Here is a 17780-nt window from a genome sequence, read left to right as displayed (position 1 = left end):
CATGTTATACAGTTTTTTAGAAAGTTTTTGCATACAGTTTACGTTTCAGCTATTTATTTCAGAGTCTATATTTTTGATTGATATTCCGAGAAAAAAACATTTTGTACCAAGGCTTGTGGGTTTTTTGATTGCACAGATTTTTCTCGGAAAACTGTGGGAGACAACGCTTACTGTGATTCTGCCGGATTCCATGCTTCAGTACGTTTGCTTATACATAGGCTATGCACTTTTGACGATTATTCCTATTTCAGGGAGTTTTGATTTAGAACTCCGGGAACTTATATTTATTCTGGCGGGTGGTTACGCCACGGAGCATATGACCTTTGCGCTCAGTAAGATTATTCTCTACCTTTTTCACAGACAATATACACTCTATGGGAGCCTGCCCCATCTTCTTATCACAAGATATATCATTTATGTCATGGGAGCTATGGCAGTCTATTTTCTGATTATCCGTACAAAGAAAAAATCAGGTGAGCTAGGCGACAGCGATTTCAGGATTGTGGTGCTTGCATTTATCATTATGGTATTTGCCATTGGTTTTAGTGTCTACTGGTCTTATCCGGAAGAATATCAGGGGACAAGGGTAGGGAATATAATCTGTCCGGCATACAGTTTTCTATGCTGTGCGCTTGTGCTCTTGATGGAGTACTATGTGCTCCGGGAGAACAGCATGAAGCGTGAACAGGAGATGATGGAGCAGCTTCTTAAGATGTCCGGTACCCAGCAGAAGAGCTCCAAGGAAGCCATTGATATTATCAACATGAAATGCCATGACTTAAAGCATCAGATGAAAGCGCTGGAAAAGATAGAAAACGACAGTTCCAGGAAGGAATATCTGCAGGAAATCCGGGAGGCGGTGTCCATCTATGACGCTACTTACCATACAGGCTGCAGCGCCCTGGATTATGTTTTACGGGAAAAAACGTTGATATTTAATGAGCGGAACATAGAATTCAGCTGCATGGTGGAGGGCAAAATGATTTCCTATATGAGTTCCGCTGATGTATATGCACTCATGGGCAATGCCCTTGATAATGCACTGGAACATGTACTGAAAGAAAAGGAAGGGGAGCGCGTGATTGGCCTCCAAATCAGACATCACTATGATATGGCGCTCATCCATCTGGAAAACCGATGCAGCTGCGCACCTGAATTTAAAGACGGCATTCCGGTCACCAGAAAAAAGGATAAAACACAACATGGATTCGGTGTGAAAAGCATGATTTATATTGTTCAAAAATATGGTGGGGAGGTATTGATAACTGCCAAGAACGGGAAATTTAATTTAGATATATTGCTTCCTCTATATCAGAAGAAAAAGTAATTAAATGGAATGATTGATAAAGATTGGAGCCGGTAAACTTGTGAGAAGTCACAGTCTGCCGGCTCTTTTTTCATATCCGGCTGACCGATTGTCGTAAAAAAACGACCGATTATCGCAGTTTCCTTTTTTCAGCATTCTTTTCGATAAAATGTAGACAACAGAAAAACAAATCAATGCAGAGAAAAGGGAGGAAGAAAGATGTTACAGTTTTTAATTGACTGGCTGACGCCGATTTTTGAAAATATGGGTGTCAGTCCAACCGATGTCCAGCAGTATGTAAATTCATTAGGCGGCTATATTTACGCTATTGTGGGAACATTAATCGCTGCCATTGCTGTCATGATTGCAGCACACTGGCTGGTAAAGAAAGGGACACGCCATGTGGTACGCTTTGGAGCGGGAATTGCCTGGGTGCTGGTTGTCACCGTACTGGCGAATATCATTTGCTTTGGACCAATGTATAACAATCTGGCACCGATTCTGAACATCAAGGCATCTGTTTCGGAGGAATCTGTCAAGGCATCTGAGGAAATCATCAAGGAAACAGGGGAAGAAGGGATGGCACTGGTAAAAAATGACGGAACCTTGCCTCTGGCGGAGAATTCCAGTCTGAATGTATTTGGCTGGGCATCCACAAATCCAATTTATGGAGGAACAGGTTCCGGTTCCGCAGATAATACAAGTAATGTGGACATTCTCACATCACTTACAGACGCTGGATTTCAGGTGAATCAAAGCCTTGTGGATATGTACCGTGAGTACAGCCCGACCAGAAATCTGGGCGGGAATGTAGTCAGCGTCACCTTCACAGATTGGTCATTACCGGAACCCACAGTGGATTACTACACAGACGAACTGATGGATGAGGCAAAAGCATTCTCGGATACAGCGATGATCGTCATTTCAAGATCCGGGGGAGAAGGACAGGATGTTCCCCTCGATATGAAAGCAGTCATAGACGGTACATGGGATCCCCGTGATGAGGTGGCGGACGGAAATGAACAGTATAATTACTTCGCCTGCAATTATACGAATAATGGAGATTACGATGACTTTGATGCAGGGGAGAGTTATCTGGAGCTTTCCAATACAGAGGAAGCGATGATAGAAAAAGTGACCTCTGAATTTGAAGATGTGGTCGTTGTCATTAATGCCAATAACCCCATGGAGCTTGGCTGGGTAGATGAGTATGAGAACATCGGTTCTGTCATCCTCGCACCGGGTACCGGAAAAACAGGTATGGCGGCTTTGGGAGAAATCTTAAACGGCTCTGTGAATCCATCAGGAAGAACTGTGGATACCTATGTATATGATTTGACATCCACGCCGACTTACAACAATTATGGAAGTTTTCTCTATAACAACGTGGATGATCTGAAAGCAGAACTGACGGAGGCAGATGAAGCCTATCAGGGAGTTTTATCCTTCGTGAATTATGTGGAAGGGATCTACGTGGGGTATAAGTTCTATGAAACCGCAGCGCAGGAAGGCCTGATTAACTATGACGAGCATGTACAGTATCCATTTGGATATGGATTAAGCTACACTGATTTTACACAGGAAATGCAGAATTTTTCAGACAATGGCGACAGCATAGCCGTGGATGTGAAAGTGACGAATACCGGAGATACAGCAGGAAAAGAAGTTGTGGAGCTTTATTTCACACCGCCATACAGCAGTGGAGGAATTGAAAAAGCCTCTGTAAATCTCATTGAGTTTGGCAAGACAGATGTGCTGGAACCGGGAGCATCCCAGACGATTTCTTTTGAAATTCCGAAAGAAGAGATGGCTGCCTATGACTCCACAGGCATCAAGACAGCAAACGGAGGATATGTGCTGGAGGCAGGAGAATATCAACTTTCTGTCCGTTCCGATTCCCATACGGTACTGGATGAGGAAACCTTCCGGGTGGATGCAGATGTCAACTATGAAACAGAGGGACGTGCTTCTGATGAGAAAACCGCAGTGAATCAATTCCAGGAGTATTCTGCCGGAAATGTTACATACCTGTCCCGTGCAGATAGATTTGCCAATTATGAAGAGGCGACAGCGGCCCCTTCCGAAGAGATGTATGTGATGGACGAAGAAACAAAAACCGCTGTGACGGAAAAGAGTGCAGCGCACTATGATTCTACAAAATATGATAACCCTGAGGATGAGATGCCGGTCACGGAGGCAGATAACGGCGTTACGACAGCAGACTTGACCGGGAAAGAATACGATAATCCGTTATGGGAGGATCTGCTGGATCAGTTATCCGTAGAGGACATGATTAACATGGTAAATCTGGGCGGTTTCCAGACTGTAGCCATTGACTCCATCGGGAAAGTGGGAACGCTGGACTCCGACGGAACATCAGGACTGAATGACTGGTATATCGGCGTATATGGGACTGCTTATTCCACAGAACTGCTGATTGCCCAGACATGGAATAAGGATCTTGCCTACCGGATTGGGGAAGCAGAGGGTCAGGAATATGCGGACTGCCGGATTTTCGGAGCATACGCTCCGGCTATGAATATCCACCGCTCTGCATTTACCGGACGTAACTTTGAATATTACTCTGAGGACGGTGTGCTGTCAGGCCATATTGCGTCAAACACAGTAAACGGCATGACGACAAAAGGGGTCTACCCATATATCAAACATTTTGTCATGAACGACCAAGAAACCAACCGCTGCACTTTCCTTTTGACCTATTCTGATGAACAGGTAATTCGGGAGACATATTTGAAGCCCTTTGAAATCTGTGTGAAGAATTATGACGGAAAATCATTGGCTGTCATGTCCTCCTTCAACTTTATCGGAGACCGTGCAACAGGAGCCAATCCAAATCTGTTAAATAACGTTCTCCGTGACGAATGGGGATTCAGGGGAATGGTCTTGTCCGATTGGAATGGTTCCTACGGATACCAGATAACCGATGATTTTGTCCGCAATGGAAATGACGCCATGTTGGGATTCGGAACACAGAAAACCAATGAAATTACAAATACCTCACCAACTATGGTACTGGCCATGCGTCAGGCAGCCAAAAATATCCTGTATACAGTAGCGAACAGCGGGAACTATACAATCCCGGATCCAAACGCAGGCAAGATGCCGAACATGACAAAGCTGTTTATTGGCATTGACGCCGCTGTGGGAATCGTATCCCTTGGGATTATGGCTCTGGTTCTGGTCCGGTATTTAAAAAAGAGAAAAAAAGTTACCATTGAAGTCGTTCCAAAGGCAGAAAAATAACAGGCAGAAAAGAACGGGGGCTTCTCGGTATATTGGGAAGCTCCTTCATCTTGGAAAAGGGAGAATGAAATGAAACATCAAGATATCATAGAAAAAATGACATTAGAAGAAAAAGCTGCATTCTTAAGCGGCAAAGGTGAGTGGGATACCCGTGATGTCCCCCGCCTTGGCATTCCATCCATCTTCTGCTCTGACGGTCCTCACGGAATCCGCAAGCAGGCGGGAGCCGGGGACCACCTGGGATTAAATGAGTCTCTGCCTGCCACCTGCTTTCCCACAGCGGCTACAATTGCCAACAGTTGGGATGTAGAGTTGGGGAAGGAAATCGGGGAAGCTTTGGGGAAGGAAGCCCTGACACAGGATGTGCAGGTGCTGTTGGGCCCGGGATTAAATATCAAAAGGAGTCCTCTGTGCGGCAGAAACTTTGAGTATTTTTCCGAAGACCCCTATCTTGCCGGGGAGATGGCGGCGTCTTATATTCAGGGAATCCAAAGCCAGGGCGTCTATGCCTGTCCGAAGCACTTTGCAGTGAACAGCCAGGAGCTTCGCAGAATGGCTATGAATGCGGTACTGGATGAGCGGACGCTCCGGGAAATCTATCTGACCGGATTTGAAATTGCCGTAAAAGAAGGCGGCGCAAAAGCCATTATGTCCAGCTACAACCAGGTGAATGGAATCTACGCCAATGAAAACCAACATCTCCTGCAGGATATTTTACGAAAAGAGTGGGGATTTGACGGGATTGTCATTACGGATTGGGGTGGTTCCAATAACCATATAGAAGGAGTGAAAGCAGGCTCCAATCTGGAGATGCCTGCGCCGGGGTTGGACTCTGCAAGGCAGATTCTCTCAGCAATCAACGAGGGAAGTCTAAAAATGGAGGAACTGGATAGCTGCGTAGACAAGCTGCTGGATGCCGTACTGGCAGTAAGTAAAAACCACAAAACGGTGGGCAAAGGATTTGATGAAACAAAACATCATCAGCTTGCAAGGAAAGCGGCAGTAGAAAGTGCAGTGCTTCTGAAGAATGCAGACCATATCCTTCCGCTGCAGGCAGGATGCAAAGTCGCCGTAATCGGAGATTTTGCGGTGGAACCAAGATATCAGGGCGCAGGCTCATCCATGGTAAAGCCCACATCTCTGGAAACCATAGAGCAGGCCATTACGGATTATGATTTGCAGGTGGCCGGTATATCCAGAGGATACAGACGGACAGGAGAGGCAGATGAGGTCTTGAAAAAGGAAGCGTTGGACGCTGCAGCCGGGGCAGATGTTGTGCTGTATTGTTTTGGACTGGATGAACTCAGCGAGTCGGAAGGGCTGGATCGCAGCCACATGCGGATTCCTCAAAACCAGATTGAACTTTTGCAGGCGATTGCACAGGTCAATGAAAATATTGTGGGCGTGCTAAGTGCAGGCGCATCGGTGGAGATGCCCTGGCAGATTAATTTAAAGGCAATTCTTCATGGATACCTGTCCGGTCAGGCGGGTGCAAGTGCAATGCTGGACATTCTGACCGGAAAAGTCAATCCGTCAGGAAGGCTTGCGGAAAGTTACCCCATCCGGTATGAGGATACTCCGGCATTCCGGCATTTTCCAAGTACAGAGAGAAATGCGGAGTATCGGGAGAGCATTTATGTGGGGTATCGCTATTATGATACGACTAAGGTACGGGTGCAGTATCCTTTTGGTTTCGGTCTTTCCTATACGGAATTCACCTATTCGGAACTGAAGGCAGACATGGGAGGAGCCACGTTGACGGTTACAAACAGCGGAAATGTGGACGGAGCGGAAGTAGTCCAGCTCTATGTGGGGCTCCCCAATGCGATTGTTTTCCGCCCGGAGAAAGAACTAAAAGGGTTTGTAAAAGTGTTTTTAAAGACCGGGGAAAGCCAGAAAGTACACATTCCATTCGATGACAAGACATTCCGGTATTGGAATATAAAAACCGGACGTTGGGAAGTGGAGATGGGAACCTACCACATTATGGTCGGGGCAAGTGTAAGCGACATCCGTCTGGCGGCGGAACTGGAAGTAGAAGGAACCACCGCTGAATATCCGTATCATCCGGCTCTGCTTCCCTATTATTACACAGGAATTGTACAGCAGATATCCGACCCGGAATTTGAGACGCTTCTGGGGCATCTCATCCCGGGTGGCAAATGGACAGGGAAGCTTACTGCCAATGACGCCATCTGCCAGATGTATTACGCAAGAAGCGGTCTTGCCCGGTTTATTTATAACCGGCTGACCAGTATGAAAAAGAAGAGTGAGGAGAAGGGAAAGCCTGACCTGAATATTCTCTTTATCTACAACATGCCGTTTCGTGCGCTGGCCAAAATGACGGCAGGGGCAGTCAGCATGGATATGGTGGACGGCATTGTAGAAGTCGTAAACGGCCATTTTTTCCGGGGAATAAAAAAGGTAATCGGAGGATTCTTTGGAAATGCCAGGGCAAACAGGGCATATGAAAAAAGCTTAACCAGTAAGAAGGAGATGACAAGATGAATCAGATAAAAGAAAAATGGCTGAATATGTGGAAGGGATTTGAAGAAAAGCATCCCAAGCTTTCCAAGTGGGTTTATCAGATTTTTTATTTCTTCGTGTTCAGTATGATGGTAACTGTATTCCAGTATCTGGTATTCACATTTATGCCCGGACTTTTGGGAATTAAGCTTGCTGGGACAGAATTCATGTGGCCTCAGAAGGAACTGCATCTCTTTGGCGTTGGCTTTACCTGGAGCCTTCTGGGCTACAATGTCCTCTATGATGCCAGCGGGGCAGTATTGATTGGCGGCGGTCTGGGATACTTCATCAGCTATGAGGTGGGGTCTTTTCTGGCACAATGCATCAATTTTCCGCTGCAGAGAAATATCACTTTTAAAAGCCATGGAAATCCGTGGTATCAGGCGGTGTGGTACTTTATCGCATGGGTCGTGATTTCTTTAATCTGCAACGGGTTCAACAACCTGTGGATGCCGATTGCTTCCGCTTACGTTGCCCCGGCGGTTTACAATCTGCTGGTGACCTTCATAACCGGCGGAGTGTCTATGGTGATTTTCTTCTTTGTATTTAAGATTATTTTTCCGGAAGGGGAAGCCGGGAAAAAGCAATGATTGGGAGGAGAAACAGATGAAGGTACTGTCAATTGTCGTTCCCTGTTACAACTCGGCGGCATATATGGAAAACTGTATCCACTCTCTGCTGACGGGAGGCCCGGAGTTGGAGATTATCATTGTAGATGACGGCTCTACTGACCGCACAGCAGAGATTGCTGACAAATATGAAGCGGATTATCCCGATATTGTAAGAGTGGTTCATCAGGAAAATGGAGGGCATGGAGAGGCTGTAAATACTGGCCTGCGCTATGCAAACGGACTATTTTTCAAGGTGGTAGACAGTGATGACTGGGTATCCATTTCGGCTTTTAAAGAAATGATGAAAACACTGACAGAGCTTGCCGGAGAACAGCAGCTGGTGGATATGGTAATCAGCAATTTTGTATATGAGAAGGAAGGGGCCAGACATAAGAAAGCAATACGATACCGGAGTGCCTTCCCACAGAATAAAGTATTTACATGGGACGATGTCCGGTTCTTGAGTAAAGGACAGTACATACTGATGCATTCCGTTATCTATCGGACAAAGCTGCTGCGGGAGTGCCGCCTGCAGCTGCCGGATCATACCTTTTATGTGGATAACATCTTTGTGTACCATCCACTGCCCTATGTGAAAACCATGTATTATTTGAACGTTGATTTTTACCGGTATTATATCGGGCGGGAAGACCAGTCGGTGAATGAACAGGTGATGATCCGCCGAATTGACCAGCAGCTGAAAGTAAACTATCACATGATTGACGATTACAATATTTCAAATGCCCGGGAAGTGTCAAACCGGAAACTACGGCATTATATGCGGAACTATCTGGAGATTATTATGGTAGTGTCCTCCATTATGCTGATACGCTCCAAAACAGCAGAAAATCTGCAGAAGAAATATGAGCTGTGGAATTATCTGAAAGAGAATGATAAAACGACGTATTACTGGATGAAGTGGAGTATTCTTGGAAGGAGCATGAACCTTCCGGGGAAAAGCGGCCGGAAAATATCAGAAATGGCATACTCACTGGCACAAAAATTTGTGGGATTTAATTAATGTGAAAAGAAAGAAGGGTATATATGACAACGACAATGTATATAGAACTTCCATCCATTGACACAGTGAGAAGGTTCGTAAATGATCTGGCGAAAATGGAAGGGGATTTTGATTTGATTTCAGGAAGATATGTGATAGATGCAAAGTCTATTATGGGGATATTCAGCCTTGATTTATCAACGCCACTGCAGATGAATATTACAGACGCAAAAGAAGGAGATATTGAAATATTAAAAAAATACCGCCATCAGGGAGAGGAGCATTAATAATGAGTGAACTTTTTTAGAAAAAAGTATGAAATAAGTAGAAAAAACGGGCGGGAAATTTTTCTCTCCCGTTTTTTTAGAAGCTTACGCATGAAGGGTAATCATCACGGCAGGTTAGTCACAATGATTAATCACAACATATGAAAAAAGCATTGATAAAACCTATTATAAACTATTATTTATAAGTATTTGCTATTCATAATTGCTGGTGTTATGATAAAAGCAGTTAAGGAACGTGAAAGAATCAGTTTAGAAATTGTTTAGCTTTTTGTTAGAGGCATGTTATTTCCGGGGTTTACAGTATGAACAGATGAAAGGAGTGCAAAAAAATGAAGAAGAAATTATACATGGCATGCATGATGTCCCTGGTGTTCAGTGCTTTAACCGGATGTTCACAAAATACAAACACATCTGAAAATACAGTACAGACAAAAACAGCAGAAGGAGAAAACATGACGAAGAACATCATCATACCGGATACCAGCATTACAGAGCTGGAGGATGGGTTGTCAGTCGTCCGCTTTGAAGGAAATTACGGATTTGATGAGTTCCTTGAGCAGGGCGGCGCATCCTCCGATGAAGGCGTTGTAGAGTATGTGGGCAGCCGGTTGTCTTCTAATATACCGGAACTTCTTTTCGGCGGAAACCCCTTCGGGTGCAGTACCTTGTCTGTGGAAAATACAGAGGGAGGAAATCTGTTTGGAAGAAATTTTGACTGGAATACCTGTAATGGGTTGATTATCAGTTCCAGACCGGAAACTGGATATGCCTCTGTTTCTACTGTCAATATGGACTTTATACAGGCAGGCGGTCTGGATATATCAAAGCTCCCGGACACGGCACAGGCGATTATCGGACTGTATGCGCCGCTTGACGGTATGAACGAAAAGGGTTTTGCCGTATCCGTCAACATGATTGAAGACACTGATACCATAGAGCAGGATACTAAAAAACCTGACATTACCACCACCACAGCCATTCGTTTGCTTCTGGACCAGGCTGCAAATGTGGAGGAAGGCTTAAACTTACTGGAACAATATGACTTTCATGCATCCATGGGGATGATGGTACATCTGGCCCTTTCCGATGCAGATGGAAACAGCGTTGCTGTGGAATATGTGGACAATGAAATGATTGTTACCGAAACGCCTGTTGTCACAAATTTCTATCTGGCAGAGGGTGAGAAAAACGGAATCGGAACATCCCAGTCCCATGAACGATTTGACATTCTAAGTGAGACCCTGGACAAAAAGGAGACCATGACCGAGACAGACATAAGGGATGCACTGGACAGTGTGAGCAAGGATAACTTTGGTGAATTTGAATCTACCGAGTGGAGCATTGTCATGAACCAGGAGACAAAGGAACTGACGTATTACCACAGGGAAAATTACGGGCAGGGTTATACGATTTCCGTCCAGTAAAGGAGGCAGGATACAATGGATTATTTGAAAACGTTAATAAATCTATACCGTTTGAAGAGACAAGCAAAATTCAGCACAAAGCAGATGCGTGCCCTGCAAGAGAAAAAACTGAGGGAGATGCTGCACCATGTATGGGAAAACTCTGCCTATTACCGAAGAACTTTTGAAGCAGCAGGAATTGCAGAAGAACAGTTGGACAAGCTGCCCCTTTCCTGTTTCCCGACCATAGACAAGAAAGGGCTTCTAGAGCATTTTGATGAGCTGGTAGTGCCGAAAGACCTGCGACAGAGAGAACTCAGGGAATTTGATGCGTTAGAATCTCCGGACCGTAAGCCTTATAAAGGCAAATACCATGTGGTGCATTCCTCAGGAAGCACCGGAAAGCCGGGGTACTTTGTCTATGATGAAGCCGCATGGTCTGCCATGCTCCTTGGTATGCTCCGAGCAGCCCTCTGGGATATGTCCATGCCGCAGATACTGTCTCTTCTGGCGAAACGGCCAAGAATCGTCTATATTGCCGCAACAGACGGCAGATATGGAGGCGCCATGGCGGTAGGAGACGGGATTGACGGGGTAGGGGCAAAGCAGATTTATCTGGATATCAAGACGCCCCTTCATGAGTGGATAAGGCAGATAAAAGAATTCAGGCCCAATATCATCATCGGCTATCCGTCAGCAATAAAAATCCTTGCCGAACTTGTGGAAAAAGGAGAGGTGGAGGTACATGCAGTCCGGGTCATTTCCTGCGGGGAACCGTTGGGAGCGTCTCTTAGAAACTATCTGGAAAAGAGTTTTGGGACAAAAGTGGTCAATTTCTACGGTGCCAGCGAATCCCTTACCATGGGGGTAGAGATGGATTCGGAGGATGGGATGATTCTCTTCGATGACATGAACCTGATTGAGGTGGAAAGCGGCGTGATGTATCTGACCTGCCTGTATAATTTTGCACAGCCGTTGATTCGTTACCGTATTTCAGACAGCCTGACCTTGAAGGCGGCGGAAGAAAACAATTCATATCCATTTACAAGAGCCTGCAGGCTTTTGGGGAGAAATGAAGATATTCTCTGGTTTGAAGACTTTGACGGGACAAGGGAATTCTTACATCCCCTTGCCATTGAAGGCTTTTGCATCGAAGGCCTGTTAGATTATCAGTTCCGACAGATTGCGAAAGACGCATTTGAAATGTATGCGGAAACCTCAGAAAACGCTGATAAAGCCTATATACAAACGGAGCTGATGAAACAAATGAAAAAGATACTTGTCGGGAAAAAATTAGATTATGTACAATTCTATCTGATTTTCGTACCGGAGATTCTTTCGGATCCAGGGACAGGCAAGAAACCCTTAATCCTTCAGAAAAAGGAGGCAGTGCAGGATGAAAAAAGTGTTATTGCAGGGTAGGAAGGTGAGCAAGGTATTTGCACAAGGCTCCGCAAAAAATAAAGTGCTGGATCATGTGGATGTGGATATTTACGAAAAAGACTTCACTGTTATCATGGGTTCTTCCGGGGCGGGGAAATCCACACTTTTATATACACTCAGCGGAATGGATGCCCTTACGGATGGAACGGTAATCTATAAAGAAAGAGAAATCAGCCGATTGAAAGAAAAAGAAATGGCAAGGATACGGGCGGAAGAATTCGGTTTTGTATTCCAGCAGACCCATCTGGTCAGCAACCTGACACTTTTTGAAAATATAGCCGTTGCGGGTTTTGTGAGCAAAAAGGGGAGTACCGGAGAAATAAAGAAGCAGACAGAACACATGATTTCCCAGATGGGAATTGAAAAGGCGAAGGACCGCCTGCCCTCTGAAGTTTCGGGAGGAGAAGCACAGCGTGCAGCCATTGCAAGGGCAATGATAGGACGTCCCGGACTTTTATTTGCAGATGAACCTACAGGCGCTCTAAACCGGGCGCATACGGAGGAAGTCTTAAATCTGCTGACAAAAATCAATGATTCGGGACAGAGTATCCTGATGGTGACCCATGACCTTAGGGCTGCTGTCAGAGGAAACCGAATCTTATATCTGGAGGATGGGAAAGTGGTAGACGAACTGACACTGCCCCGTTATCAGACGGAAGGCGTAAGAGAACGGGAGTATAAACTACAGAACTGGCTTTCCGGATTACAGTGGTAGGAGGAGCGTGATATGGTAAATAAAATGATCTGTATGGCGGGGATAAAACGCCATAAGGGAACCCTTTTAGGAATTGCCATTCTCCTGTTTCTGGCAGCACTCTCTCTGACTACGGTCCTTACCGTATATCTGGGAGGCGGGGATTATATCCGCAAGGAAATGGAGCGGTCAGGGTTCGGGGATCTGACCGCATGGGTATCCGGTGTTCCGGATATGGAATCACTTACAGACAGCATGGAATCCCAGGAAGGTATTGAAGGGACAGAAGTCCAGAACCTTATTTTCTCCGAATATGAAGCAAACAGTGTGGAATCGGACAGTGAGGGACAATTGCTCCCATGGAACAGCCGTACAGGAAGGTATCACTTTTTCCAGGACGGATTGTCAGGCTATCGTGCGCCCCCGGAATCCATTGAAGCAGGAACTATCTACGTCTCTCCTTCCATGCTTTCTGTTATGAATCTTAAAATAGGGGATACCATTACATTTCCTGTGGCGAGAGGCGGAGTAAGCAGGCAGTTTACCGTTGTCGGATATTATGAGGATCCTTTTATGGGAAGCTCCATGATAGGGATGAAAGGATTTCTGATTTCAGAGGAAGATTATGAAGGGATTCTTCAAACTGCCCGGGAAGCGGGGATGAACAGCCTGGTAAGAGACGGGGCTATGATCCATATTTTTACGGATAGAAGCAGTGTGTCCGATATCAACAGGCTGTTGAATGAAAAAACACCGATTTCCCAATATATGGAATTTATACATAGCGAGGAAAGTATCCGGGGTTTCATGACTATCCTGCAGAATGCCTTCTGTGCGCTTCTGGCTGCTTTTGTGCTGATTCTTCTGGCGGCGACCATGGCAGTTCTGGGGCATAGCATTACGGGTATGTTAGAACAGGAATATGAGAATCTGGGGATTCTAAAAACGGTAGGGCTTACGGGAAACCAGCTCATTCGGCTTACACTTGTACAATATGGCCTGAGTATGGGAGTGGGAATCCTGTTTGGAGTGGTGGCGGCAGTTCCCGCAGCTAAGATTGTAGGAAAGATGACTGTTACCACCACAGGAGTTCTCCTTCCCGCTGATTTACCCGTGTTCCCATGCTTAGCGGCTTTCACAGTCATCCTGCTTCTGTTGATGGGATTTACGGTTCTGAAACTAAGAACGATCCTCTCGGTAACACCCATGACGGCAATCCGTGGTGATGCATCAGAAGAAAAATGGAAACCGGGCAGGAAAATTCAAATAAAAGCCGAGGCTCTCCCCTTCCGGCTGGCGGTACGCCAGCTCCTGTCCGGGAAAAGGCGGTATGTAAGCGCCCTCCTGATTGCAATCCTGCTTGTATTTTTTGCATCATTGGCCGGGAGGATGAATGCCTGGCTCGGACCGGGGGGCCAGGGGATGATGGACGCCTTTAACCCGGCAGATCTGGACATAGGTGTGCAGGCCCTGGGAGAACTGGAAACGGAAGCCCTGGAGGAAACGGTACGCTCTTATACGGACATTATGGACGAATATCTTCTTGCCATGCCAAGCGTATCAGTAAACGGAAGCAACTATACAGCCAATGTGATCACAGAGCCGGGAAGGTTTCATATCAGTCGGGGAGAGACCAGTGCACGAGCAGACGAGGTTGTCCTGACGGAAACGGTCAGTTCTGATCTGGGAGTATCTATTGGAGACAAAGTGACCATCCGGGGCGATGGGGGAAGCGGGGAATTTACAGTTTCCGGAATTTACCACTGTGCCAATGACATGGGCGCCAATATCGGGATGAACCGGGAGGGGTATCTCACCATCGGACAGGATGACCCGCAGATTTGGTGTCATCACTATTTCCTTGCAGATCCATCGGCGAAAGGGGCGATTACAGAGGCACTGGAAGAAACCTATGGGGGCGATGTACATGTGCATGAAAATACCTGGCCGGGGCTTTTCGGAATTATTTCAGCCATGCACGGTCTAATCGCATTTATGTATGGAATGATTGCCGTATTTATCCTGATCGTAACCGTCATGATCGGAAGCCGGATTCTGACGGCAGAGCAAAAAGACCTGGGTATCTATAAATCCATCGGATGCTCGGTAAGGATGCTGCGGATCTCGTTCTCCCTTCGGTTCGGAATTGTGGCAGCTATAGGGAGTGCAGTTGGAACCGCACTGGCAGCCGTGCTTACGAACCCCATTGTATCGGCTGTCATGCGGATTGCGGGAATCAGTAATTTTTCTTCTCATCCAACGCTCATAAATATGGCAATCCCCGGGCTGACAGTTATCCTGATGTTCCTTGTATTCTCGTATCTGTCAGCAGGCAAGATGAGGAAGACAGACATGACAATATTGACAGCGGATTAGAGCGCAAAGAGCGCAGAAAGGACAAAGCATGAAAAACAAAGTAATAAAAAAAGTAATAGGAATGGCAGCTATGATTATAGTATCCGCAGCAGTTCTTGGGGGCTGTGGGCAGGATGAGGAATCCCGTACTACGGGAGATACAAGTCAGAGTACGGCAGGTGAGGAAGTGGCAGAAACCGACACAGAAGCAGAGACTAGGACAGCCAGCCAGGCAGGAGACAGTGTTTCCGAACTTGAGGTACGGTTTGGGGATGATGGGGAGCCATTCATGATGCAGCTCCTTGATAATGAGACAGCAGCGGCAATCGCCCGCTATGTAGGAACTTCGGACTGGAGGCTTCCTATTTATGAGAGGGATGCGGATGCAGACTATGATGTGATGCAGTATTATGATGTGTCCAGCAGATATGACATTCCCTCCAACCCTGAAACAGTGACATCGGAAAAGGCAGGGGAAGTATACTATTCAGACCCGAACCGTATCGTGCTTTTCTACCGTGATGCAGAGATTACCGGGGAATATACCAAAATAGGAACATTTGATCCGACAGAGGAATTTGTGACGGCAGTAGAGGAGAACCCGGTATTAGAAGGCTGGGGTAACAAAATCGTTCAGATTGCAAAACCGTAAAAATATAAATCGGGCAGGAGGTCATAGATGGGAATTATTTCGTATATAAAATCAGAAATAAGAACAATAAGAGAAAGGGATCCCGCCATTAAATCAAATTTGGAAGTGCTTTTATATCCCGGTTTTAAAGCGATTCTTTCTCATAGAGTAGCCCACAAGTTGTATCTAAAAGAATATTATTTTATGGCAAGATGGATATCACAACGAACCGCAAGAAAAACGGGAATCGAGATACATCCAGGTGCTAAAATTGGGAAAGGGTTGTTTATAGATCATGGAAATGGTGTGGTCATTGGTGAAACGGCAGAGATTGGAAATTATGTTACTTTATATCAAGGAGTAACACTTGGCGGGACTGGAAAGGAGCAGGGCAAACGTCATCCGACAATAAAAGATCATGTTATGATTAGTGCCGGTGCTAAAGTATTGGGTAGTTTTATTGTGGGAGAGCATGCTAAAATTGGCGCTGGCGCAGTGGTACTTAACGAGGTGCCGCCAAACAGTACAATCATCGGGGTACCAAGGCATGTTGTAAAGCAAGGAGAAATATCGACATATTCTGACCTTAACGAAGAGAAAACTCTATGTCAATTTTTGCAGAAGCCGGCATAGCACTGATAATATGTTTCTATACAAATGGAAAGAATATCAAAGGAAGTGCTGACGATTTAAGAAAAATATAAAGAAACTGAAACAGAAGTACAATATTTTAATTTAAAAAAGGAGATTAACGATGAGTGAAATGAAAGAAATCAGACAGGAATATTTAACAGGAGAACGCTCGCTTTTTAAAGGAGAAAACTTAAAAATATATGATACCATATTTGCAGAAGGAGAGTCTCCGCTGAAAGAAAGCCGCAATATTGAATTGTACGGCAGCATGTTCAAATGGAAATATCCGCTGTGGTACGCAAAAAATATTTTGGCTGAAGATTGTACCTGGTTTGAGATGGGCAGAGCCGGAGTGTGGTATACAGACAATATCACAGTAAAAAATGCAGTCATTGAAGCGCCAAAGAATTTCCGGCGGTGCCATGACGTAACGCTTCAGAATGTAAACTTCCCCAATGCCGCAGAAACTTTGTGGAGCTGCGACGGTGTGACCATGGAGCATGTGACGGCAAAGGGCGATTACTTCGCCATGAACAGTCAAAATATGACACTAAAAGATTTTCAGTTAATTGGGAATTACTCCTTTGACGGAGTGAAAAATATGGAAATCCATCGTGCAAAGATGCTCTCCAAAGACGCCTTTTGGAACAGTGAGAATGTAACGGTATATGATTCCTTCATATCCGGGGAATACCTGGGCTGGAACGCAAAGAATCTGACGCTGATTAACTGTACCATCGAAAGCTTGCAGGGAATGTGTTACATTGAAAATCTTGTGATGAAAAACTGCCGCCTGCTGAATACTACTCTGGCTTTTGAATATTCCACAGTGGATGCGGAGATTAACGGAAAGATTGACAGCGTGATGAATCCGTCAGGAGGGACGATTCGTGTAGATTACATAGAAGAATTGATTATTGAAAAAGACAAGGTAGACACGGAACAGACAGTGATTACTTGTAAAACCAACCACTGTACGGAAAAAATGGCGGGATAACAGATGGGCTTGTTTTTGATAAAAGGAATCCTGATCGGTTTTCTCTTTGGGGTACCGGCAGGTGCGGTCGGGGCAATGACCGCACAGCGAACCCTGAATTATGGTATAAAAGCCGGTCTGTTAACCGGTCTGGGCTCTTCTGTCGCTGATTGCCTTTATGCCTGTGTCGGAGCCTTTGGCCTTACTCTTATATCAGACTTTTTATTACAATATCAAAGCATTATTAATCTGGCCGGAGGCTGTCTGATTCTGGGAATGGGTATTCGGATGCTTTGGATGAAGAGCGTTCAGATGAAGAATACACCGGATTCTGTTATGGGAATTCGGATGTTTCTTTCTTCCTTTGCAGTGGGGATTACAAACCCGGCAGCGATTCTCACCTTCCTATTTGCATTTTCCTGGTTTGGAATCAATGGGGAGACAGGAATTTTTGAAGGAATTGGATTGGTCTGCGGTGTATTTCTTGGGACCTATATCTGGTGGGGAACACTTTCCGGTGTTACAGCCTTATTTAAGAAAAAATCAAAGAAGAATCACCTGTCCATTATGAATAGGGTATTCGGAGTATTATTGATTCTGTTTGGAACAGTGGTTATGGTTCGAAATTTTATAAATTAGCAGAGAGGGGGA

General features: G+C 45.4%; 14 protein-coding genes. All 14 read left to right on the top strand.

Features of this window, described 5'->3' with window-relative positions; all coding sequences use genetic code 11:
• The first annotated feature begins 1 nt into the window (after position 1).
• The 14 genes from ACGHCT_RS16270 (at position 2) to ACGHCT_RS16205 (ending at position 17768) form a co-directional block, all read left to right on the top strand.
• Complete coding sequence (locus ACGHCT_RS16270; RefSeq protein ID WP_390436860.1) at positions 2-1327, top strand: ATP-binding protein; 1326 nt, start codon at positions 2-4, stop codon at positions 1325-1327.
• A 198-nt stretch (positions 1328-1525) separates the two neighbouring features.
• A complete protein-coding gene (locus tag ACGHCT_RS16265; protein ID WP_390436858.1) occupies positions 1526-4570 on the top strand; it encodes a glycoside hydrolase family 3 N-terminal domain-containing protein in 3045 nt (1014 codons plus the stop codon).
• Positions 4571-4639: 69 nt separating this feature from the next.
• Positions 4640-7078 carry a glycoside hydrolase family 3 C-terminal domain-containing protein gene (locus ACGHCT_RS16260; RefSeq protein WP_390436856.1) on the top strand — a complete coding sequence of 813 codons (2439 nt, stop codon included), beginning with the start codon at positions 4640-4642 and terminating at the stop codon, positions 7076-7078.
• Positions 7075-7686 carry a hypothetical protein gene (locus tag ACGHCT_RS16255; protein ID WP_390436854.1) on the top strand — a complete coding sequence of 204 codons (612 nt, stop codon included), beginning with the start codon at positions 7075-7077 and terminating at the stop codon, positions 7684-7686. Before ACGHCT_RS16260 ends, ACGHCT_RS16255 begins: the two co-directional genes overlap by 4 nt.
• Positions 7687-7702: 16 nt before the next feature.
• On the top strand, positions 7703-8728 hold the full coding sequence (locus ACGHCT_RS16250) for a glycosyltransferase family 2 protein (RefSeq protein ID WP_390436853.1): 1026 nt from the start codon (positions 7703-7705) through the stop codon (positions 8726-8728).
• A 23-nt stretch (positions 8729-8751) separates the two neighbouring features.
• On the top strand, positions 8752-8994 hold the full coding sequence (locus ACGHCT_RS16245) for an HPr family phosphocarrier protein (protein WP_390436851.1): 243 nt from the start codon (positions 8752-8754) through the stop codon (positions 8992-8994).
• A gap of 329 nt (positions 8995-9323) precedes the next feature.
• Positions 9324-10418, top strand: coding sequence for a carcinine hydrolase/isopenicillin-N N-acyltransferase family protein (locus ACGHCT_RS16240; protein ID WP_390436850.1), 1095 nt, complete (start codon positions 9324-9326; stop codon positions 10416-10418).
• Between the two features lie 15 nt (positions 10419-10433).
• Positions 10434-11819, top strand: coding sequence for a phenylacetate--CoA ligase family protein (locus ACGHCT_RS16235; protein WP_390436848.1), 1386 nt, complete (start codon positions 10434-10436; stop codon positions 11817-11819).
• Complete coding sequence (locus ACGHCT_RS16230) at positions 11794-12555, top strand: ABC transporter ATP-binding protein (protein WP_390436846.1); 762 nt, start codon at positions 11794-11796, stop codon at positions 12553-12555. The genes ACGHCT_RS16235 and ACGHCT_RS16230 overlap by 26 nt, the downstream gene beginning before the upstream one ends.
• 12 nt (positions 12556-12567) lie before the next feature.
• Positions 12568-14910 carry an ABC transporter permease gene (locus ACGHCT_RS16225; protein WP_390436845.1) on the top strand — a complete coding sequence of 781 codons (2343 nt, stop codon included), beginning with the start codon at positions 12568-12570 and terminating at the stop codon, positions 14908-14910.
• 28 nt (positions 14911-14938) lie between these two features.
• Complete coding sequence (locus ACGHCT_RS16220; RefSeq protein ID WP_390436843.1) at positions 14939-15541, top strand: cyclophilin-like fold protein; 603 nt, start codon at positions 14939-14941, stop codon at positions 15539-15541.
• Between the two features lie 33 nt (positions 15542-15574).
• Complete coding sequence (gene cysE, locus ACGHCT_RS16215) at positions 15575-16153, top strand: serine O-acetyltransferase (protein ID WP_390440202.1); 579 nt, start codon at positions 15575-15577, stop codon at positions 16151-16153.
• A 121-nt stretch (positions 16154-16274) separates the two neighbouring features.
• On the top strand, positions 16275-17150 hold the full coding sequence (locus tag ACGHCT_RS16210) for a DUF3737 family protein (protein WP_390436841.1): 876 nt from the start codon (positions 16275-16277) through the stop codon (positions 17148-17150).
• 3 nt (positions 17151-17153) lie between these two features.
• Positions 17154-17768 (top strand): LysE family translocator, encoded by a 615-nt coding sequence (locus ACGHCT_RS16205; protein ID WP_390436839.1) that lies wholly within the window; start codon positions 17154-17156, stop codon positions 17766-17768.
• The last annotated feature ends 12 nt before the right edge of the window (positions 17769-17780 follow it).

Source organism: Lactonifactor longoviformis (assembly GCF_042848515.1).
In the GTDB taxonomy this organism is placed as follows: Bacteria; Bacillota; Clostridia; order Lachnospirales; family Lachnospiraceae; genus Lactonifactor; species Lactonifactor longoviformis.
Note: the sequence above shows the minus strand (reverse complement) of the source record. Positions and strands in the feature narration are given on the sequence as shown.